This window comes from Pseudaestuariivita rosea (assembly GCF_017592335.1).
GTDB classification, from domain to species: domain Bacteria; phylum Pseudomonadota; class Alphaproteobacteria; order Rhodobacterales; family Rhodobacteraceae; genus Parasulfitobacter; species Parasulfitobacter rosea.
On record NZ_JACNMP010000001.1, the window covers coordinates 88,097 to 108,728 of the forward strand.

A 20,632-nucleotide genomic window follows, 5' to 3' on the forward strand; every position below is an offset into this window, starting at 1 on the left:
TGCTGGACAATCCAATTTGAAAAATTGGGGCAGTGTCAGATAAAGACCCAATTCTACATGAGGGCTTTTAGCATTTATCCGGGTGTTGACGAAACACCAACCTGAGCAGGCCGCAACAAACGGTCTTTCAACATAAAGCCTTCGGCCATGACCTGAATGATATCACCCGCCACGGTGTCTGGTACAGGCGCTTCGAACATCGCCTGATGTGCTTGCGGATCGAATTTATCACCCACCTGTGGTGCGATCAGTTCGATATTATGTTTTTTGAAGATGTTCAGCAGTTCACGCATCGTCAGCTCGACACCTTCAATCAACGCCGCAGACACTTCACGTTGTTCATCCGTCGCGGCCTCTAACGCGCGTTTCAGACTGTCATAGACAGGTAGCATGTCGCGGGCCAGTTTAGATCCGCCGTAAAGTTCTGCTTCGCGGCGGTCGCGTTCACCACGCTTACGCATGTTTTCCGCATCAGCCAAGGCACGCATGAACTTATCGCGGAAATCATCACGTTCGGTACGAAGCGCGTCCAGCTCAAGCTCTTCTTCTGAAAACTCCAATATCTCTTCAGCTTCCAGTTCAGCTTCTGCAGCTTCGATATCATCCAGAAATTCGTCGTCGTTTTTCGGCTCTGCCATTCTTCACCTCTAACCGCGGTCCGAGATCAGTTTACCGATCAGCTGCGCCGTATAACCGACGATGGGCACGATCCGCCCATAATTCAGCCGAGTCGGCCCAATCACACCAACTGCGCCAATTATCTTTCGATCCGCGTTCATATAGGGAGATACAACCAAAGAGGAACCCGAAAGTGAAAATAGTTTGTTCTCGGACCCTATAAAAATGCGCACACCTTCGCCTTCTTCGGTCAGTTCAAGAAATTCAGCGATGTCACGTTTGCGCTCCAGATCGTCGAACAGGTTTTTGATGCGATCAAGGTCCTCTGGCGCAGCTTCCTGATCCAAAAGATTCGCACGACCCCGAACGATCAGACGGGCGTTTGTCTGACCTTCGTTTTCCCAAAGCGCCATACCGCTTTCGACCAGATCCTGCGCAAGTGAATCGATTTCCTGGCGGCGTGTGGCGATTTCTTTTTCTATGACGTGGCGGATTTCGCCAAGCGATTTACCCTCGACCAAGGCATTCAGAAAATTGGCGGCTTCACGCATGGACGACGGTGTCTGTCCAACAGGTGGTGTGAAAACGCGGTTTTCGACATGGCCATCCGCAAACACCAGGACCACCAACGCCCTGTCATGACTAAGTGAAACAAATTCAATATGCTTGATCGGCGCTTCACGCTTGGGCGTCAAAACCAGACTGGCACCCTGAGTGACACCAGACAGTGCCTCGCCGATGCGATCCATCATCCCGGAAACGTCTTGATCATTTGAGCCAAGAGTCTGATTGATCTTGTCGCGATCAGTATCATCAAGATCGCCGACCTCAAGCAAGCCGTCGACAAAAAGCCTTAGACCAAGATCGGTCGGCACCCTGCCCGCTGAAATATGCGGGCTGTTCAACAATCCCATATATTCCAGATCCTGCATCACATTACGAATGGTCGCCGCGCTGACCTTTTCCGACATGGTCCGTGTCAACGTGCGTGATCCAACTGGCCCGCCGCTTTCCAGATAGCCTTCGACCACACGCTGAAAAACTTCACGTGATCTGGCATTCAATTCGTCAAAGGATGGCAGCGAATTCGACATATTGGATATTTGTGTTCAAACCTTCAAAAGGGCAAGTACAGGAAACAGGTTGCGCTTACACCAACAGAATGACTATTTCGACCTTGCAACAAAAGGAATTCTTTCATGCGCCCTTCTTCACGTGAATTGGACCAAATGCGACCGATTTCAATTGAAACCGGTGTTACCCGTTATGCCGAGGGGTCTTGTTTGATCAAATGCGGCGAAACGCATGTACTTTGCACAGCCTCGATAGATGATCGTGTGCCCCCTTTTCTGAAGAATTCGGGATTGGGTTGGGTCACCGCGGAATACGGAATGCTGCCACGGGCAACCCACAGTCGGATGAGACGTGAAGCCAAAGGCGGTCAATCTGGTCGCACACAGGAAATTCAAAGGTTGATCGGGCGCAGCTTGCGCGCGGGCATTGATCGCGTGGCACTTGGTGAACGTCAGATCACCGTCGATTGCGATGTGATCCAGGCCGATGGCGGAACACGCTGTGCGTCTATTACCGGTGGTTGGATCGCGCTTCGTTTGGCTGTGAACGCCCTGATGAAAGCGGGTGATGTTATCACTGACCCCATTATAGATCATGTTGCGGCGGTCAGTTGCGGTATTTATGCCGGGCAGCCTATTCTTGATCTTGATTACCCGGAAGACAGCGAGGCTGGCGTTGATGGTAATTTCGTGATGACCGGCGGGCAGCGATTGGTTGAGGTTCAGATGTCGGCAGAGGGGTCGACCTTTTCGCGGTCGGAAATGGATCAACTGATGTCACTGACTGAAAAGGGTGTCGCTGAACTGGTCGAGGCACAAAAGTCAGCGGTATCGTAAATGCGAAAACTGACTGAAAAGAAAATTGTCATCGCTTCGCATAATGACGGTAAGTTGCGCGAAATATCAGGGCTGCTTGTCCCCTTCGGCATTGAAGTAACCTCCGCGAAAGCGCTTGGTTTAGACGAACCTGCGGAAACCGAGGATACATTTTCAGGAAATGCCCGGATCAAGGCACATTTTGCAGCTAAAAACAGCGGGCTACCTGCTTTGTCAGATGATAGCGGCATAACAGTTGATGCATTAGATGGCGCACCGGGCGTTTATACGGCTGACTGGGCTGAAACGCCAAATGGTCGCGATTTTCCCATGGCGATGAAAAAGGTCTGGGAATTTCTTGAAGAAAAGAATGCTGTCGCACCCAGAACAGCTGCATTCAACTGCACATTATGTCTGGCTTGGCCGGACGGACATGATGAGATTTTCGAAGGCCGGGTCGATGGCCAGGTAGTCTGGCCCATGCGCGGTGAGCTTGGATTTGGATTTGATCCGGTTTTCCTGCCTGATGGCGAAACTGAAACATTCGGCGAAATGGATCCATCAAAGAAACACGCCATGAGCCATCGGGCCGACGCATTCAAGAAGATGATCGATGGATGCCTTAGCTGAAGACTGGCGCAATGGGGGCTTCGGCCTTTATATTCACTGGCCGTTTTGCCAGGCAAAATGCCCCTATTGCGATTTCAACTCGCACGTCGTTTGTCAGATAGATCAGGCCCGTTGGAAAGCCGCCTATATCCAGGAAATTGACAGGTTCGCCGAAGAAACACCTGGACGTATTCTGAATACGATGTTCTTTGGCGGTGGTACGCCAAGTTTGATGGACCCTGATGTTGTCGGGGCTATCATCGAAAAGGTGCGGCAATCCTGGCCGACATCGAATGATTTTGAGATCACGCTAGAAGCCAACCCCAGTTCTGTCGAAGCCGCCCGATTTGCGGCCTATCGTGATGCAGGTGTTAATCGTGTATCAGTTGGCGTTCAGGCATTGAACAATAATGATCTAAAACGGCTCGGACGACTTCATAGTAAAGATGAAGCTATAAAAGCCATTGAAATCGCTAAGAAAAGTTTTGAACGGGTTAGTTTTGATCTGATGTATGGCCGACAGGATCAATCGGCCGCTAGCTGGTCATCGGAACTGACATGGGCGATCGATTTGGCTGCTGACCATCTTTCACTTTATCAACTGACGATTGAAGATGGCACGGCATTTGGTGACCGTTATAAGATTGGCAGACTCAGAGGATTGCCAGACGAAGATTTATCGGTTCATCTATTTGAAATAACACAAGAAATTTGTGATAAAGCAGGTCTTCATGCCTATGAGGTTTCGAACCATGCCAAGTCCGATGCCGAAAGTCGGCATAACCTGATTTACTGGAAGTATGGTGATTACATTGGCATCGGTCCGGGTGCGCATGGTAGATTAACATTGAATGGAAACCGGTTTGCGACAGAAACATTCAAGTCACCATTTCAGTGGTTAAGCCAGGTTGAAGGCGGTCAAATGGAAAGCCGGACAGTGCTTTCATTGGCTGATCAAGCTGCTGAATATCTAATGATGAGCTTGCGCCTGACCGAAGGTATAAGCATCAATCGGTATAATAAAATGACCGGGCAAAAGCTGGATAGCCATCAAATCGACTTTCTTCGTTCTGAAAATCTGATCAATATTGACCAAGATAGACTTTGCACAACTGATCGGGGGCGCCTGGTTTTGAATTCTGTTATCGAAACGTTGATGCCGTCACTTGAACTATTCGATAACAGCCAGCTTACGACATAAATCATCCAATTGTTCCAATGACTTATACTTAATTGTCAGATGGCCGTTTTCTTGTCCATCGTTGTGCGAAATCGATACGCGCATACCAAGATTGGCACTTAAATCGCCCTCTAGCGCACGTGTATCAGCATCTTTTGCCGGTGGTACTATTTTTTGTTTCGTTGACTTACTTTCAGATTTCGCCAGTTTTTCGGTTTCACGAACGGAAAGCTGGTTAGCGACGACCTGCTTTGCCAGAACGCTTGGGTTGTCAGATGTGATAAGCGCCCGGGCGTGACCAGCAGAAAGTTTACCTTCGCGCACCAATAACTGAACATCTTCCGGCAGACTCATCAACCGCAACAGATTAGCGATATAGCTGCGGCTTTTGCCCATCGCATCAGCCAGTTGTTCTTGCGTATGACCAAAACGATCCATCAGCTGGCGATATCCCTGAGCTTCTTCCAAAGGATTCAGGTCGGCCCGTTGAATGTTTTCGATGATCGCAATTTCCAAAACTTCGACATCTGAAAATTCACGGATAATCACTGGAACTTCATGAAGCTGTGCAATCTGGGCAGCCCGCCAACGCCGTTCCCCAGCGATGATCTGATATTTTGCTCCTGCCCCTGCCGGAGCAGACCGCACAATGATGGGCTGGATAATTCCACGGTGTTTGATTGACGCCGCCAGATCATCCAGATCAGATTGATCAAAAGTACGCCGAGGCTGATCCGGATTAGCTGCAATATTTTCTATTGGAATAACGGTATCAGCCACTTTTGACTTGCCGGTTTCAGCAGCATCGTCGGGCACTATGTCAGACATCAATGCAGAAAGACCGCGACCCAGACCCCGATTTTTGCCTTTGTTCGAACTCATTATTTATTCTCCGACATTTGCCAATTCTGGCTGTCTGTTCATTAGCTCTTTGGCAAGATCGCGATATGCTTTGCTGCCGCGAGATGTCGTATCATATTCGAGAACCGACATGGAATAAGACGGTGCCTCACTGATCCGAACGTTTCTGGGAATTATGGTCTGAAAAACAAGCTCACCCAGATTATCGCGTGCATCGGCTTCAACCTGCTGTGCCAGATTGTTCCGACCATCGTACATGGTTAATACGACGCCTTCGATCCTTAAGTTCGAATTTGCCGTCTGGCGCACTTCCCGTATCGTCAGCATAAGTTGGGATACACCCTCCAAGGCATAAAACTCACTTTGCAGTGGCACCAAAACAGAATGAGCTGCAACCATGGCGTTTACAGTCAATAGGTTCAAAGACGGTGGGCAATCAATAAAGATGAAATCCAGTGCAAATTTTTCAATTTGAGGCTGACGTAAGGCATCATGTAGCAAAAAACTGCGTTTTTCATTTGAAATCAACTCAATATCAGCAGAGCTAAGATCGGTTGTGGCCGGCACTATGAAAAGCCCGTCAACCTCTGTAGGCTGAATGACCTGGTCTAGTGCGACTTCGTCGATCAGCATATCGTAGGACGTCGCAGTCCTGCTGCTTCTTTCGATGCCAAGTCCAGTCGAAGCATTGCCCTGTGGATCAAGATCCACCAACAAAACGTTATAGCCTTCCTCTGCAAGAGCGGCACTTAGGTTAACAGCCGTCGTTGTTTTTCCCACACCCCCCTTTTGGTTCGCCACAGCGATAATCTTGGGTGTAGTATTCGAGTTAGAATCAGACACGCTGTATTGCTCCAACCTTGAGGATGACTGCATTTGGATCGGTCTTACTGATCTTTTCTTGTAATTCAAAGTCCCAGTTCTGTCGTGCAACAGCAATTTCCTGCCCGGCTTTTTCACCTTTTGGGAAAACCGCTATACCACCCGTGGTTAGATGCATTTCAGCATAGCCCAAAAGATCATCCAAAGATGCAAGCGCTCTGGCCGTTATGAGGTCGACTGCAAGAGGCGCAATCATTTCGATCCGATCAGTCATAACTGTGGCTTTCAAACCTAAAGTTCTTGAAGCACTTCTGAGGAATTCAGCTTTGCGTTTATCTGATTCAACCAAAATAGTATCCGCATTAGGCATTTTTTCCGACAGCAAGATAGATAGAATAATACCAGGAAAGCCACCACCACTTCCCAAATCAGCATATTTTGTAACTAACTTAGGAAAAGCATCGAAAAGTTGTGCCGAATCCACTATGTGGCGTATCCATAGATCTGATTGGCTACTTCTTGATATAAGATTTATTTTCTTGTTCCACTTTAGGATAAGAGCTTCGAAGTCTTTCAGCTTTTCAAATGTTTCACGTGAAACATTGATGCCATCCTGAAGCTTATGCAATTTTACGTTTCTCATATTTACGAATAATCGCCAAAAGCAAAGTTAGCGCAGCTGGTGTCATTCCATCGATTTTAGATGCTTGTGCAATGGTCTCGGGGCGCGTCTTTTGTAGTTTCAGCTTCAACTCAGCCGACAGGCCTTCTATCGAGCCATAGTCCAAACTTGGCGGTATTTTTATTGCTTCATCTCGCTGAAGCGCTTCAATATCGCGTTTCTGACGCTCAATATAGTTTGCGTATAAGGCATCCTTCTTAACTTGCTGCTGAATATCAGACGGGTATCTATCAATTGACGGGATAAGTCCGCTTATAAAATCAAAATCCATATCGGGAAATGACAATAGATCAAACGCGCTGCGTCGCGCACCATCCTGATTTATCTTATAGCCATGATCTGATATCTCTTTTGGCGTAAAATACGACGATACTAGTACATCCACACACCGATTAATCTGATCCATTTTCTTATCGAACAACTTCCGACGTTTACTTGAAACGCATCCTAATTTAAACGCTAGAGGAGTAAGTCTTTGGTCGGCATTATCAGCCCGCAGTGACAATCTGAACTCTGCGCGGGATGTAAACATTCGATACGGCTCTGTTACACCGCGTGTTATAAGGTCGTCTATCATAACACCTATGTATGAATCCGACCTCATGAATGTTATTGGCCCCTGACCCTTTGCCGAAAGTGCCGCATTCAAACCAGCAACAAGTCCCTGTGCTGCAGCCTCTTCATAGCCGGTTGTACCGTTGATCTGGCCAGCAAAATAGAGATTTTCAAAGTCTTTTAGCCGAAGTTGACCATTTAACGCCCGCGGATCGATGTAGTCATATTCTATCGCATAGCCTGGCTGTATAATACTAACGTTTTCTAGACCTTTAATTGACCTTACATATGCTTCCTGAATATCCACAGGCAGTGAAGTAGATATTCCATTAGGATAAATCATGTGATTGTTCAGCCCTTCAGGCTCTAGAAAAATCTGATGTGACTGTTTATCGGCGAAACGCACTATCTTATCTTCTATTGATGGGCAATAACGCGGACCTATACCTTCAATATGTCCGCCATACATGGCCGACTTATCAAGATTTTGCCTTATAATCTGATGTGTTTTTTCATTTGTATGCGTGATACCGCAGCTGATTTGTTTTGCAGCGGGCTTTATCGACATAAAGGAAAAAAGCGTAGGCGTTTCGTCACCCGGCTGCATTTCTAATTCAGACCAGTTTATAGTTCTCGAATCCAAACGCGGCGGCGTCCCGGTCTTTAAACGACCCTTTGGCAGGTCAAAGCTGTCTATACGTTCACATAGTTTAGTTGAAGCTTCATCCCCCATACGACCACCAGAATAAGATACATCGCCAATATGGATAATGCCTCTTAGAAAGGTACCGGTTGTTAGAACTGTATTTCTAGCCGCAATCTTGCTGCCATCACGCAGCATAACACCTGTGACCTTCTGTTTATCAACCTGAAAGTCGATGACTTCGCCTTCAATTACATCAAGATGATCAGAGCCCAGTATATGTTTTTGCATCGCAGCCTGATAGAGTGCGCGATCTGCTTGGGCACGAGGTCCCTGCACAGCGGGACCTTTTCTTCGATTAAGAAGCCTGAATTGAATACCGGCCGCATCGGCAACCTTACCCATTATACCATCCATGGCATCTATCTCACGAACAAGATGTCCTTTTCCAAGGCCACCAATTGCCGGATTACACGACATAACACCTAGATCGGACATCTTCATTGTAATCAGAAGCGTTTCTGCACCAAGGCGCGCTGACGCATATGCTGCCTCGCAACCGGCATGACCGCCACCTATAACAACGACATCATATTGTTTCACGTGAAACATCCTTCATTTACCAAGACAGAAAGACGAAAACACTTCATCTAGTATGTCTTCGACATCAACTATACCAATTATAGAACTAATTGAGTGAATCGCTGACCTTAGTTCTTCCGCTGATAGGTCAGTATATTGCTCGCCCTTCTGAATTAACAAGACCGCTGAATCTAACTTGGCAATCGTATCTTCAACCGCGACGCGGTGTCTTTCACGAACAGCCAATCCGGCACCCTGCGTACGTCCTTCCAATGCCTTAACGATCAAATCAATCAGTTGATTTAGGCCAGCACCAGTTTTCCCTGAAACGGATAAGCCATCAATTGGTCGCAGATCACCTTTGCCAATAACAACGATATCATCTGCATGTTGAGTGACTTCTTGAATTTCATCTTCTGGATCGATCAAAAACACACGAAGATCGGCATCACTTGCACGCCTTTTAGCCCGATCTATACCAATGGTTTCGATTTCATCCGCCGTCTCACGAAGGCCCGCGGTATCAATCACCGTCACCGGCAGGCCATTCAGATCCATCTGAACCTCGACAATGTCCCGCGTCGTCCCTGGTATATGCGATGTAATCGCCGCGTCACGCCGCGCCAAGGCATTCAACAAGGTTGACTTACCAACATTCGGGCGGCCCACAATTGCAACCTCAAAACCACTGCGGATACGCTCAGATGCGGCGTAGCCTTTAACCTGATGATCCAAGTCTGAAATCACATCCCTTAGCAAACCTAGAACCTCTGAACTGACGTCTTCTGGTACTTCTTCGTCTGCAAAATCTATCGTCGCCTGCATTAACGCTGCAGCGCGGATCAGTTTTGTTCTCCATAAGACAGACTTCTCTGCCAGCTCACCGGAAAACAGACGCATGGCTTGTTTGCGTTGCGCCTCTGTTTCAGCATTGATAAGATCAGCCAACCCCTCTACGCGCGATAAATCCAACCGTCCGTTTTCCAAAGCACGACGTGTAAATTCGCCTGGATCAGCGATACGAAACCCGTTCAAGGTTGACAGATGATTTAGTAACATAGTTTGCACAGCTGGACTGCCATGTATGTGCAATTCAACCGTCTGTTCACCTGTAAAGCTATGATCTTTGTCAAAGGCCAAAAGCAAAGCTTGGTCGATCAGCTCACCATCTTCACCATACAGCTTTCGCAAAGCAGATTGTCTTGGCTGTGGCAAATCAGTCTTTAACAGGCACCTGACACCGGTAAAGGCATCAGCACCGGAAATCCTGATAATCGAAACGCCAGCTTTACCTCTGACAGTGGCAAGGGCAAAGATTGTATCCATATCAGGCCCCGCAATCCAAGGGCAAAGCTATATCAAGTGTTCATCGAGTCGAAGAATTCCGAATTTGTCTTGGTCTGTTTCAACTTCGACAACAGGAATTCAATCGCATCTGTCGTACCCATCGGGTTCAGAATGCGCCGCAAGACATAGGTTTTCTGTAGATCCAGCTTATCGACAAGCAGATCTTCTTTCCGTGTACCGGATTTCAGAATATCCATCGCAGGGAAGACACGCTTATCGGCAACCTTACGATCCAGAACAATTTCTGAGTTACCCGTACCTTTGAACTCCTCAAAGATCACTTCGTCCATTCTGGAACCAGTGTCGATCAAAGCTGTCGCGATGATAGTCAAAGAGCCACCTTCTTCGATATTTCGGGCCGCCCCAAAAAACCGCTTGGGACGTTGAAGCGCATTGGCATCCACACCACCAGTCAGCACCTTACCCGACGATGGAACGACAGTGTTAAACGCCCGACCAAGCCGTGTGATCGAATCCAAAAGAATAACGACATCGCGCTTATGTTCTACCAGTCGCTTTGCTTTCTCGATCACCATTTCTGATACGGCCACATGCCGCGTCGCAGGTTCATCAAAAGTTGATGAAATAACTTCACCTTTGACCGATCTTTGCATGTCGGTCACTTCTTCTGGTCGCTCATCAATCAAAAGAACGATCAGATAGCATTCTGGATGGTTCTTTTCGATCGAATTCGCAATATTCTGCAACAGAACTGTTTTACCAGTTCTGGGTGGTGCAACGATAAGCGACCGCTGACCTTTACCGATCGGCGCCACCAGATCGATGATCCGGGCTGATCGATCCTTGATCGTCGGATCATCTTCAACCTCCATCTTCAGGCGTTCATCCGGATAAAGCGGGGTCAGGTTATCAAAGGCAACCTTATGCCGTGCGCGCTCCGGTTCTTCGAAGTTGATCTTTTCAACCTTCGTCATCCCGAAATAGCGTTCATTATCATTCGGGGCACGAATGACACCCTCAATCGTATCACCCGTACGCAAAGCAAACTGTCGGATCATATCCGGCGAAACATAGATATCATCAGGGCCCGGCAAATAGTTTGCTTCTGGCGATCTTAAAAATCCAAAACCGTCCTGCAACACTTCCAATACGCCATCGCCCGAAATCTCCCATCCTTCTTCGGCACGTTCCTTGAGGATCGAAAACATCATGTCACCCTTGCGCATGGTGGATGCATTTTCGATCTCAAGTTCTTCAGCCATCGCTAAAAGATCTTTGGGACTTTTAGCTTTCAAATCGGCAAGATTAAGACGGTCTTGGCTCATAGGGGGTATCCTGAGATTTCAGCTGAATAATCAAACGCTGCTGTAAGAGAGACTTCTGCCAGAACAGGCAGATGCGGGCATATATGTGGATTAAGCCGGGTGAGTCAATCAAAACGGTCGAACAACAACCGAAATAACAATTATTATCAGTAAAACCGTGGGAACTTCATTCATCAAACGATAATTTCGGCCGGTCAGGGTGTTCGACTTCGACAGAAAATCCTTACGGCGCAGGCCAAGCCAGTGGTGAAACCAGGTCATTCCGATAATCGCGCCTGTTTTGGTATAAGGCCAAATCGACGACCAATCCACAACGCCTGGTACCAAAGCCAGCAAAACACCAAAAACCCATGTCGCAATCATCGCAGGGTTCATGATCACCCTTAACAACTTCAACTCCATCTTTTCAAAGATCGGTTGAAGATCAGGTTTCGTCTCAGCTTCTTCAACGTGATAAACAAACAATCTTGGCATATAGAAAAGACCAGCCATCCAGGCAATCACTGAAATAATGTGAAGCGCCTTTATCCAAGGATAACCAATAGCAAGTATTTCAAACATGTTCGATCACCTTGGGTCACTGTACCTTACTTAAATAAAATAGATATAAGATAAAAGATGATGTTGTTTTAGGCTGCGAGATTACTGTGGATTATTGATTGCTACATCGTTTTTCCAGTCTTGGGATAAGTGGGGATACAACCTAAAGTATAAGGCGCCGTTTAAATTAAACATATAAAAATCAAATAGTTAATGACATATAGCTTGTGGATAATATCTGGGACAAATGTCTGCGAAACATGGACTTCTTAATCTATCCACAGAACGAATTTATCAAAGTTCAGAGGGTATAATTTTCGTCTAAACGGTGCTGTTATTCCAAACTATACCCGGCTGGAAAAAACAGCTTTGTTTCCCACTTTTTTATTGCTTTATTTTCCAGCCCGTTTTCCCCAGAACTATCCGCATGGCCAATAAAATCATTCTTGCCTCGAAATCCTCTGTTCGGCAAAAATTGCTGAAAGATTGCGGTATTCCATTTAAAACCGTTTCAGTATCGGTCGATGAAGAGACGATCAAAGCATCCTTGTTGGCCGAAAAAGCGACTAGTCGTGATATCGCAGACACATTGGCCGAGATGAAGGCCATGCGCGGCTGCGAAAAATACCCTGACGATTTTGTAATTGGATGCGATCAGGTCCTGGATTTTCAGGGAACGATCTTTTCCAAAGCATCTGATAAATCAGAACTGGTCGAACAGATGACCCAACTGCAGGGTCAGTCCCACAAGCTGATCTCAGCCGCGGTCATTTATCATGAAAATCAGCCAATATGGCGCCAGGCGAATACGACCACGCTTTTCATGCGGCCGCTTAGTCATCAGTTCGTTAGCGATTATGTCGACCGAAATTGGCCCGGTGTCGGCGAAAGCGTCGGCGGATATAAGATTGAGGAAGAAGGCCCCCGACTTTTTTCAAGAATACAGGGCGATCACTTTACGATACTTGGGCTGCCCCTGCTTGAGCTGATTTCTTTTCTGGACGCACGGGGTATCATAAGATCATGATTGATCAGAACATCCCCTTGGCTGGCGTGGTTGGTTGCCCCATTGCACATAGCAAATCACCTATCCTGCATAATCACTGGCTGAAGATAAACAGAATAGCCGGGCATTATATTCCTTTGGAAGTTCACTCAGACGACTTGGCTGATGTGATCAAGATATTGCCTAGGATGGGCTTTCGCGGTGTGAACGTCACAATCCCGCATAAGGAAAAAGTTCTGGAATATTGTCAGATCATCACTGACAGTGCCCAGAAGATCGGTGCTGCCAACACACTGAAGTTTCTTGCAGATGGTCAGATCGAAGCTGATAATACGGATGCCTATGGATTTATCGAAAACATCCACCAATCTGTACCCGATTGGTCGGCCAAAGGACAAACGGCGCTGGTTTTGGGTGCAGGGGGTGCAGCCAGGGCAGTTGTCTTTGCATTACTCGAAAACGGTGCCGAAAAAGTTTTTGTTGTGAACAGAACCCGGATTCGGGCTGAACATTTGAAAGAGGATCTGGGTGCAGGGATTGAGGTGATCGACTGGGATCAAATTTCAGCCTTTGTCCCAGTTTCTGATCTTGTGGTGAACACAACGTCGTTAGGTATGAAAGGTCAGATGGATCTTGATATTGATCTTGTGGGTCTAAGGCCTTGGGCGCTGGTCACTGATATCGTCTACAATCCTTTAAAAACAAGTCTTTTGAGACAAGCGGAAGCCAAGGGGAATACCGTTATCGACGGTCTTGGGATGTTGCTGCATCAGGCTGTTCCTGGATTTGAAAAATGGTTTGGACACAGACCAGCCGTCGACCAGATGCTGCGTGAGGTTGTTTTGAAATGACCCATTTGATCGGCCTGACCGGCTCTATCGGCATGGGCAAATCGACGACCGCGGCGATGTTTCAGGAATTGGGCGTACCGGTTTGGGATGCTGATGCAGCGGTTCATAGACTTTATGATACGGGTGGCGCTGCCGTCGGCCCTTTGTCACAGATTTTTCCCGAAGCGCATCTGGATGGCAAAATCGACCGAAGTATCTTGAAAAAAATCATTCAGAACAAACCAGAGGCCTTGCAAACGATTGAACAGATCGTTCATCCGTTGGTGGCGGATGATCGCGCAGCCTTCGTAGAAAAGATACCTGCAGATATCGTACTATTCGACATTCCGCTTTTGTTCGAAACTGGTGCTAACGAAACGATGGATACTGTCATCTGTGTCACCGTACCGCCCGATATCCAGAAAGAACGGCTTTTAGCCCGCGGCGCGATGACAGAAGATCAACTTGATATGATCCTTAAAAATCAGATGCCGAACGAAAAAAAATGCGCCATTTCGGATTATGTGATTGAGACATTAAACTTTGATGACACACGACAACAGGTCAAGGCGATCGTCGAAGAAATAAAGGGGCTGGTCGATCATGCGTGAAATCGTGCTGGACACAGAAACAACGGGTTTCGAACCCGATCAAGGCGACCGTATTGTCGAAATTGGTGCGGTTGAACTGTTCAATCACATGCCAACGACCCGCACCTATCATCAATACATAAACCCCGAACGCAGCATGCCGCAAAGCGCTTTTGAAGTGCATGGGCTGGGTGATGAATTTCTGAAAGATAAACCGGTTTTCGCAGATATCGTGGATGATTTTCTTGAATTTATCGGTGACGCAAAGTTGGTTATTCACAACGCCAGCTTCGATATGAAATTCATCAATGCGGAATTGGGTTGGGTGAAAAAACCGCCTTTACCTATGAACCAGGCAATTGATACCCTTGCGATTGCGCGTGGGAAATTTCCCGGTTCACCCGCATCACTAGATGCTTTGTGTCGCCGGTTCAATATTGATAATTCGGCACGTACCTTGCATGGCGCTTTGCTTGACTCTGAAATTCTGGCCGAGGTTTATCTTGAGCTGATCGGTGGCCGGCAACCCGATTTCGCGTTGTCTGTCGCAACGGCAAATAAGGGTCAAAACCACCAAGGCGATTGGAAACCTGCGCCGCGCGCCATGCCTTTGAAGTCCAGACTTAATGATCAAGAAAAATCAGCACATACCGAGTTTGTGAAGAAACTCGGTGATGGCGCATTATGGAAGAAATACAGTTAATTCGGATTTTCGACCGGTTGTTCAGCACGTCGGGCTAATTCAGCACGATAAAGCTGAAGGAAATCGATATTTTCGAGGTTCAATGGCGGGAAGCCACCATCGCGCGTCACATCACTGACGATCCGTCTTAGAAACGGGAACAACATCCGCGGACATTCGATCAGAAGGAACGGATGCAGCTGATCTTCGGGCACATTTTCGATATTGAAAACACCCGCATACTCAAGCTCAAGCAAAAACAGAGTGTCCTGCGTTTCTTTCGACTTTGACGAGATGTTCAGCTTTGTCACGACTTCATACTGGTTTTCGACATTGCGCTTTTTTGCGTCAAGCTTCACCTGCACCTGCACGTCCGGCTGAACGTCCCCGCTGACACCTTTCTGCGAAAGAATGTTTTCAAAGGAAAGATCGCGCACATATTGTGCCAAAACCTGCATTTTCAATTGCTTTTGGGGCTGCTCGGCAGCGGCGCCATTGCCGTTTTCGGACATCATCAAACTCCAAAGATTGCGTTGCGGCAGTCTCTAACAGCTTGGCTGCGCAGTCTCAATGCCTTGTCCAATCCGATGGTAGATGTGTCGGCTTTTTATCGGGGTCAACTTCATTAAACTCGCCCTCGATGGTATCATTGCGCTGATCGGTACGCGGTCCGTCAAAATCACCGGCCCGTTGAAATCTGATCGAAACACGCTGTCTGACATAGTTAAAAACGGCCGTCCGAACTGACGGGACAAACAACGCAAACCCCACCGCGTCCGTAAAGAATCCCGGCGTCAAAAGCAGAGCACCCGAAAACAGGATCATCGCGCCATCTGCCAGCGGTCGACTTGGGTCTTTCATTTCAGAAAATGATCTCTGTATCCGCCCGATGACGGCCAATCCCTGGGATTTGACTAGCCAGCTGCCCAACAAAGCGGTCAGAACGACGATAATCAGTGTTGGCCACAGGCCAATCAAACCGCCGATCTGTATAAAAAGTGCGATTTCGATGAGTGGAATGAAAATAAATAGCAATAATAGGCGCATTCGTTAGATCCTTGGGTATGCAGCGGTGGACTTGACTGATCCGGTGACTTACATATGTCCCCTGCAACCATGTTACCATGCTTCACCCAAAAAGAGGCTTAAATGAACAGCTCAGTTATCCAGCTCTTAGTATTGGCAGGAATCGCAATCTTTCTGATTTTGCGACTAAAAGCTGTTTTGGGCAGTCGAGAAGGCTTTGAAAAGCCGTCTGTTCCTGTTCAGCGCGATACAGCGGCCCGCAATAAGCCAGATTTTGAAGTGATCGAAGGTGGCCCGGATCACGATATCATTGATCACGTGCCGGAAGGATCGCCACAAGCGGAAGCATTGGCAAAAATGAAAACAGTCGACTCTGATTTCACAGTCGGCGGCTTTTTGTCGGGTGCGCGCGGTGCATATGAAATGATATTGATGGCGTTCGAAAAAGGTGACCTGGCGTCGATCAAACCTTTCCTGTCAGATGATGTCTATGAAACATTCGCCGAAGTTGTCGAGGCCCGTGAAAAACAGGGTATCACGATTGACGCGAATTTTGTTGGCATCCGTGAGATATCGGTGATGGACGCCACTTTTGACAACACGACCACCGAAGCTGAGATGATGGTTCGCTTTGTGGGCGAATTGACATCGATTGTTCGTGATCGCGGTGGTGATGTCATTGAAGGCAGTGAAACAGAGATCAAACGCCAAAAAGACATCTGGACCTTCACACGTGTCATGAATTCTGGTGATCCGAACTGGTTGTTGACAGCAACAGGTGAATAATACCCTACGGTCGTGGTCCGTAAGTCGAAAAAGGCGGTCACGAAAGATGACCTTTCGCTCTGGAATAAGGTGATCGAAGACATCAAACCAATGTCTGGTCAGATGGCTACAGTTCGCAAACCTGTTTCAAAAGAAGCCAGCCTGAAAAACACCACTGCGAAACCTGTACCGGTTACGGAAAACAACAGTATCTCGTTCCCGGTTCAGGATACACCGAAGATGGACGCCAAATCGTTCAAACGCATGAAGCGCGGTGTCATCAAACCAGATGCCCGCATTGATCTTCACGGCATGACGTTGGCGCGTGCGCATGGGGCACTGACCAGTTTTGTGACGACGGCTTTTTCCCAAGACAAACGTCTTTTATTGGTGATTACGGGAAAGGGGCTTTCGAAAGATCAGGATGATTTTCTGGCGCGGCCGCGCGGATTGTTAAAACAACAGGTGCCACAGTGGTTGGCCCTGCCGCCCTTTTCCAACATGGTGCTGCAAGTCAGTGAAGCGCACCAGCGCCACGGCGGATCCGGTGCTTACTACGTTTATCTGAAACGTCGCAGATAAGTCAGCGACCTATCGATTGCGTGGGGGACAGGATCACTTCTGTCGCATTTTGCACGGTTAGAATCGTGCCGGGCAGCAATCCGGACCGGACTGAGTCATCACGGCTGAACGCATCGTCGATTTGCGTCACCTGTGACAGAACCGCAAGCACAGTCGGTGAGTTGCCAACGACAAAATGGTTCAACCCATCGCCATCTGAAAACGCTGAAACATCAATCAGCGTCACATCAACATCGGCAATTTTTTCAATATCATCCAGATTCCCCAGACGCGAAGTCTGCCCGGTCAAACGCGCGGATAATCTCAGAGCACGATCGCGGGCTGAAACGAAGATGACAAATGTTTCTGGCAAAGTCCCGATACGACGGACTTGCGACAGGAAGACGTCGACATCGATATCTGGTGAAATCAGCACAACACCCGATATCATTTCATGCGGTCGTTCCTTTTCGGCAATTGCAATCTGCCGCAACGCCTCCATTGTCAGCAATGATCCCATCGAATGTGCGATGATAAAAACCTCATCCGCGCCTGCGCGTTTGACCTCATAAATCATCTCTTCCAAAGCATCGCGCGCAGCCAGTACACTGTCGCTGTCATAGGCATAGCCCAAAGGGGACGCCGCGCTGGCCCAGCTGAAGCTGAGCGCAACACCGGGAATCCCTAGGTCATTTTTCAGCTGTGCGATCCGAAATATACCGTCTGCGAAAGTATTGTTGAAGCCATGGATATATATGGTGGCTTCCCTTTTTCCACGTGGCATCAATCTTAGTTCTGCGGACAATGCCTGTCGAAAGGTTGATCTATCTTGATATTGGTCGACACCAGACAAAACAAACTGTGTGTTGGTATCCGGCGTGCCCGTCGGATAGCTGATTTGGCCGGCGGGGCGTTCCGGTGGCACGACAACGGTATATTTTCCATATCGTGGTTCGTCTGACCTGTCGGTGTTGAAAAAGATATCGGGGTCTGGCTGACGTGTTGACATGACAAAAATCGGGCTTGCTTGACCTGTATCGGCAGCATTGGCAACAATAACAGCTGTAGATCTTGGCGCGCATCCACCCAGAACGATAATCACAGCAATCAGAAGAAATCTCATACTGCCTGTCCTGTCGTGCCTTAAATTCGGTATGACCTATAAAACATACCGGCTCAGATCTGTCGATCTGCTTAACTCGCCCAGATGTTTTTCAACAAAGGCTTCGTCAACACGAATGCTTTCGCCTGATCTGTCCGGTGCGGAAAACGACAATTCTTCAAAAACACGTTCCATCACGGTGTAAAGGCGTCGCGCCCCGATGTTTTCAATCGACGTATTCACTTCGGCGGCGATCATCGCCAAAGCTTTGATGCCATCATCGGTAAACTCGACAGTTACATCTTCCGTCTTCATCAAAGCGGAATACTGCCGTGTCAGGGCATTGTCGGTTTCAGACAGGATTTTGACAAAGTCGTCTTGTGTCAAAGCGCGCAATTCAACACGGATCGGTAAACGACCTTGCAGTTCCGGCAGCAGATCCGAGGGTTTGGCGATGTGAAACGCCCCGGATGCGATAAACAGGATGTGGTCGGTTTTGACCGGCCCGTATTTGGTCGATACCGTCGTTCCTTCGATCAGCGGCAACAAATCCCGTTGTACGCCTTCACGGCTGACATCACCGCCACGCGCATCGGATCGCGCACAAACCTTGTCAATTTCATCCAGAAAGACAATGCCGTTTTCCTGAACCGCTTCAAGCGCGGTTTTATTCACGGTTTCATCGTCAAGCAGTTTGTCGGCCTCTTCCCCGATAAGTGTATCGTAGCTTTCCGAAACAGTCATTTTTCGTTTAACGGTTCGACCCCCAAAGGCTTTGCCAAAGATATCGCCCAAGTTCATCATACCCATGTTCGCACCGGGTTGTCCGGGAATTTCAAACATTGGCATCTGTGGGGTCTCGGCGATGTCCAGTTCGATGATGGTATCGTCCAATTCACCCCGCTTCAGTTTCCCGCGAAACATTTCGCGCGTGGCGTCGCGCGCATCTGCGCCAGCAATGGCTTCGATCACACGATCTTCCGCCGCTAGATAGGCTTTTGCTTTGACATCTTCGCGCATCAGTTCCCGTGTTTGCGCAATCGCTGCGTCAACCAGATCCCTGACGATCTGCTCCACGTCACGACCGACATACCCCACTTCGGTGAATTTCGTGGCTTCGACCTTGATAAAAGGGGCCCGCGCAAGTTTTGCCAGACGACGGCTGATTTCAGTCTTGCCGACACCGGTGGGGCCAATCATCAGGATATTTTTAGGATAGACTTCATCACGCAGATCACTGCTAAGCTGTTTACGCCGCCAGCGATTGCGCAAGGCCACAGCAACAGCGCGTTTGGCATCTTTCTGACCGATGATAAAACGGTCGAGTTCCGAAACAATTTCACGTGGGGTTAAGTCGGTCATGGAACCTCAATAGATTTGGAGTAGGGCGGCAGACGGGATTTGCCGGGAAAATCGGGAAGCAGGCGCATCAGGACAGATCTCAGGCCGACCCACCACGTCCCGAGTGCAGTGATGAATGTGCCAAGGATCAAAAGGATTGCGACCCATTGGCCAAAACTGCCATCGCCGTCGCCCTGGATCACCCATGATATCAAAAGCGCAATATAGATGATCCCGGCCGTCAGGAACGAACGCCGGTCGATGATCAAAGCCAGGATTGTAATACCGGTCAATGCCAGTGCGACCGAGATCATCCCAACAGTGCCCCCCATATTGTAAAGCGTCAACGCGATAGTGTTGACCAATGCGGGCGCGGCCAGAAGATGCAGCCAAAACCCGGTTGCGGCGCGGCGCCCCAAGCGGTGCGGGTCGCGTGTGTCAAACCACATACCAGCAAGAAACGCACCGATACCGAAAACCAATGTGGCTATTGCAAAGCCGGATGAACTGCCCAGATCGAAAACACTGCCTTCAAATCTGCCATTTGCGATTTGAAAGGCGTCTTCAAGCGTCAGGGTCATGGCATAAAATGTTGCCAATAGCCCAAGCCCGACGAAAAACATCGTCACAGGCAGGCGGAATTTCCAGTACCAGATGCCCATTGCGACAGTACCGGCCAGACTGCTGTAGATCATGATATTTTTAGGGTTGGGCCAGTTTTGCTGTGCCATGATGCCAACGACAAAACTGGTGGCAGCGATCCCAAAGGAAATCGCCAAAATCATGCTGGGCAGGATCATACGTCGCCGCAATGTGAAATAATAGGCCATCCACCAGACAACACCGGCCATAAGAAGGGGCACGATGATGAACCCACTTGAGGCCAGTCCGACCAGCGATAAAAGTGCCAGAATACCCGACAACAGGATTGTCAGACCAACGGCAATAAAGATTTCGGAAAAGCCCCGGAAGAACTCAAAGGGTTCGTCCTCACCGCTCATAAGATCACGCTGACCGGATCGATCTTGAGAAATGCTGATGAGATTGGCCGCTTGTGCCTCGGTCAGGATACCAGCTGCAACAGCGGCGCGCAGATCTTCCGGCGTGACCGACAT

23 protein-coding genes are annotated in these 20,632 nt (G+C 48.3%); 9 read left to right on the top strand and 14 right to left on the bottom strand.

What is annotated here, in order from left to right:
• Positions 1 to 74: 74 nt before the first annotated feature.
• Together H7848_RS00445 and hrcA are read right to left on the bottom strand one after the other, a co-directional pair.
• The gene (locus H7848_RS00445; protein WP_208347133.1) at positions 75 to 638 is read right to left on the bottom strand and encodes a nucleotide exchange factor GrpE; all 564 of its coding nucleotides are present in this window, start codon (positions 636 to 638) and stop codon (positions 75 to 77) included.
• A gap of 9 nt (positions 639 to 647) precedes the next feature.
• Positions 648 to 1,712: a heat-inducible transcriptional repressor HrcA gene (gene hrcA, locus H7848_RS00450; protein ID WP_208347134.1), complete on the bottom strand. Its 1,065-nt coding sequence runs from the start codon at positions 1,710 to 1,712 to the stop codon at positions 648 to 650.
• 105 nt (positions 1,713 to 1,817) lie between these two features.
• Here hrcA and rph point away from each other — a divergent pair, with 105 nt between their 5' ends.
• From rph to hemW, 3 genes are read left to right on the top strand one after another with little or no spacing between them, the layout of a single operon-like run.
• The gene (rph, locus tag H7848_RS00455; protein ID WP_208347135.1) at positions 1,818 to 2,528 is read left to right on the top strand and encodes a ribonuclease PH; all 711 of its coding nucleotides are present in this window, start codon (positions 1,818 to 1,820) and stop codon (positions 2,526 to 2,528) included.
• Positions 2,529 to 3,137 (top strand): RdgB/HAM1 family non-canonical purine NTP pyrophosphatase, encoded by a 609-nt coding sequence (gene rdgB / locus H7848_RS00460; protein ID WP_208347137.1) that lies wholly within the window; start codon positions 2,529 to 2,531, stop codon positions 3,135 to 3,137.
• Entirely contained in the window at positions 3,121 to 4,317 is a 1,197-nt protein-coding gene (hemW, locus tag H7848_RS00465) for a radical SAM family heme chaperone HemW (RefSeq protein WP_208347139.1), read from the top strand. The genes rdgB and hemW overlap by 17 nt, the downstream gene beginning before the upstream one ends.
• Here hemW and H7848_RS00470 read toward each other — a convergent pair.
• From H7848_RS00470 to hemJ, 7 genes are all read right to left on the bottom strand, one after another.
• Positions 4,288 to 5,178 carry a ParB/RepB/Spo0J family partition protein gene (locus H7848_RS00470; RefSeq protein WP_208347140.1) on the bottom strand — a complete coding sequence of 297 codons (891 nt, stop codon included), beginning with the start codon at positions 5,176 to 5,178 and terminating at the stop codon, positions 4,288 to 4,290. The two genes, hemW and H7848_RS00470, sit on opposite strands and share 30 nt — an antisense overlap.
• 3 nt (positions 5,179 to 5,181) lie before the next feature.
• The gene (locus tag H7848_RS00475; RefSeq protein WP_336512044.1) at positions 5,182 to 6,000 is read right to left on the bottom strand and encodes a ParA family protein; all 819 of its coding nucleotides are present in this window, start codon (positions 5,998 to 6,000) and stop codon (positions 5,182 to 5,184) included.
• Positions 5,993 to 6,607 carry a 16S rRNA (guanine(527)-N(7))-methyltransferase RsmG gene (gene rsmG, locus H7848_RS00480; RefSeq protein ID WP_237072479.1) on the bottom strand — a complete coding sequence of 205 codons (615 nt, stop codon included), beginning with the start codon at positions 6,605 to 6,607 and terminating at the stop codon, positions 5,993 to 5,995. The genes H7848_RS00475 and rsmG overlap by 8 nt, the downstream gene beginning before the upstream one ends.
• Positions 6,600 to 8,471, bottom strand: coding sequence for a tRNA uridine-5-carboxymethylaminomethyl(34) synthesis enzyme MnmG (gene mnmG / locus H7848_RS00485; protein ID WP_208347143.1), 1,872 nt, complete (start codon positions 8,469 to 8,471; stop codon positions 6,600 to 6,602). The genes rsmG and mnmG overlap by 8 nt, the downstream gene beginning before the upstream one ends.
• A 3-nt stretch (positions 8,472 to 8,474) precedes the next feature.
• Entirely contained in the window at positions 8,475 to 9,767 is a 1,293-nt protein-coding gene (gene mnmE / locus H7848_RS00490) for a tRNA uridine-5-carboxymethylaminomethyl(34) synthesis GTPase MnmE (protein ID WP_208347144.1), read from the bottom strand.
• 32 nt (positions 9,768 to 9,799) lie between these two features.
• Positions 9,800 to 11,074: a transcription termination factor Rho gene (gene rho, locus H7848_RS00495; protein ID WP_208347145.1), complete on the bottom strand. Its 1,275-nt coding sequence runs from the start codon at positions 11,072 to 11,074 to the stop codon at positions 9,800 to 9,802.
• Between the two features lie 108 nt (positions 11,075 to 11,182).
• Entirely contained in the window at positions 11,183 to 11,635 is a 453-nt protein-coding gene (hemJ, locus tag H7848_RS00500) for a protoporphyrinogen oxidase HemJ (RefSeq protein WP_208347146.1), read from the bottom strand.
• A gap of 406 nt (positions 11,636 to 12,041) precedes the next feature.
• Between hemJ and H7848_RS00505 the strand changes: the two genes are divergently transcribed.
• From H7848_RS00505 to dnaQ, 4 genes are read left to right on the top strand one after another with little or no spacing between them, the layout of a single operon-like run.
• Complete coding sequence (locus H7848_RS00505) at positions 12,042 to 12,641, top strand: Maf family protein (RefSeq protein ID WP_208347148.1); 600 nt, start codon at positions 12,042 to 12,044, stop codon at positions 12,639 to 12,641.
• Positions 12,638 to 13,471 carry a shikimate dehydrogenase gene (locus H7848_RS00510; RefSeq protein WP_208347149.1) on the top strand — a complete coding sequence of 278 codons (834 nt, stop codon included), beginning with the start codon at positions 12,638 to 12,640 and terminating at the stop codon, positions 13,469 to 13,471. Before H7848_RS00505 ends, H7848_RS00510 begins: the two co-directional genes overlap by 4 nt.
• Complete coding sequence (gene coaE, locus H7848_RS00515; protein WP_208347151.1) at positions 13,468 to 14,061, top strand: dephospho-CoA kinase; 594 nt, start codon at positions 13,468 to 13,470, stop codon at positions 14,059 to 14,061. The genes H7848_RS00510 and coaE overlap by 4 nt, the downstream gene beginning before the upstream one ends.
• Positions 14,054 to 14,743, top strand: coding sequence for a DNA polymerase III subunit epsilon (gene dnaQ, locus H7848_RS00520; protein ID WP_208347153.1), 690 nt, complete (start codon positions 14,054 to 14,056; stop codon positions 14,741 to 14,743). The genes coaE and dnaQ overlap by 8 nt, the downstream gene beginning before the upstream one ends.
• Here dnaQ and secB read toward each other — a convergent pair.
• Positions 14,740 to 15,234 (bottom strand): protein-export chaperone SecB, encoded by a 495-nt coding sequence (secB, locus tag H7848_RS00525; protein WP_208347155.1) that lies wholly within the window; start codon positions 15,232 to 15,234, stop codon positions 14,740 to 14,742. The two genes, dnaQ and secB, sit on opposite strands and share 4 nt — an antisense overlap.
• Before the next feature lie 55 nt (positions 15,235 to 15,289).
• Positions 15,290 to 15,769, bottom strand: a complete 480-nt coding sequence (locus tag H7848_RS00530; RefSeq protein ID WP_208347157.1) for an FxsA family protein — start codon at positions 15,767 to 15,769, stop codon at positions 15,290 to 15,292.
• A 102-nt stretch (positions 15,770 to 15,871) separates the two neighbouring features.
• Between H7848_RS00530 and H7848_RS00535 the strand changes: the two genes are divergently transcribed.
• Both H7848_RS00535 and H7848_RS00540 read left to right on the top strand, forming a co-directional pair.
• Positions 15,872 to 16,534, top strand: a complete 663-nt coding sequence (locus H7848_RS00535) for a Tim44/TimA family putative adaptor protein (RefSeq protein ID WP_208347159.1) — start codon at positions 15,872 to 15,874, stop codon at positions 16,532 to 16,534.
• Between the two features lie 90 nt (positions 16,535 to 16,624).
• Positions 16,625 to 17,095 (top strand): Smr/MutS family protein, encoded by a 471-nt coding sequence (locus tag H7848_RS00540; protein ID WP_208347161.1) that lies wholly within the window; start codon positions 16,625 to 16,627, stop codon positions 17,093 to 17,095.
• 1 nt (position 17,096) lies between these two features.
• Here the strand turns inward: H7848_RS00540 and H7848_RS00545 are convergent, their stop codons facing one another.
• From H7848_RS00545 to H7848_RS00555, 3 genes are read right to left on the bottom strand one after another with little or no spacing between them, the layout of a single operon-like run.
• Entirely contained in the window at positions 17,097 to 18,197 is a 1,101-nt protein-coding gene (locus tag H7848_RS00545; RefSeq protein ID WP_208347162.1) for an alpha/beta hydrolase, read from the bottom strand.
• Between the two features lie 36 nt (positions 18,198 to 18,233).
• Positions 18,234 to 19,538, bottom strand: coding sequence for an ATP-dependent protease ATPase subunit HslU (gene hslU, locus H7848_RS00550; RefSeq protein ID WP_208347163.1), 1,305 nt, complete (start codon positions 19,536 to 19,538; stop codon positions 18,234 to 18,236).
• Positions 19,535 to 20,632: a hypothetical protein gene (locus tag H7848_RS00555; protein WP_237072480.1), complete on the bottom strand. Its 1,098-nt coding sequence runs from the start codon at positions 20,630 to 20,632 to the stop codon at positions 19,535 to 19,537. The genes hslU and H7848_RS00555 overlap by 4 nt, the downstream gene beginning before the upstream one ends.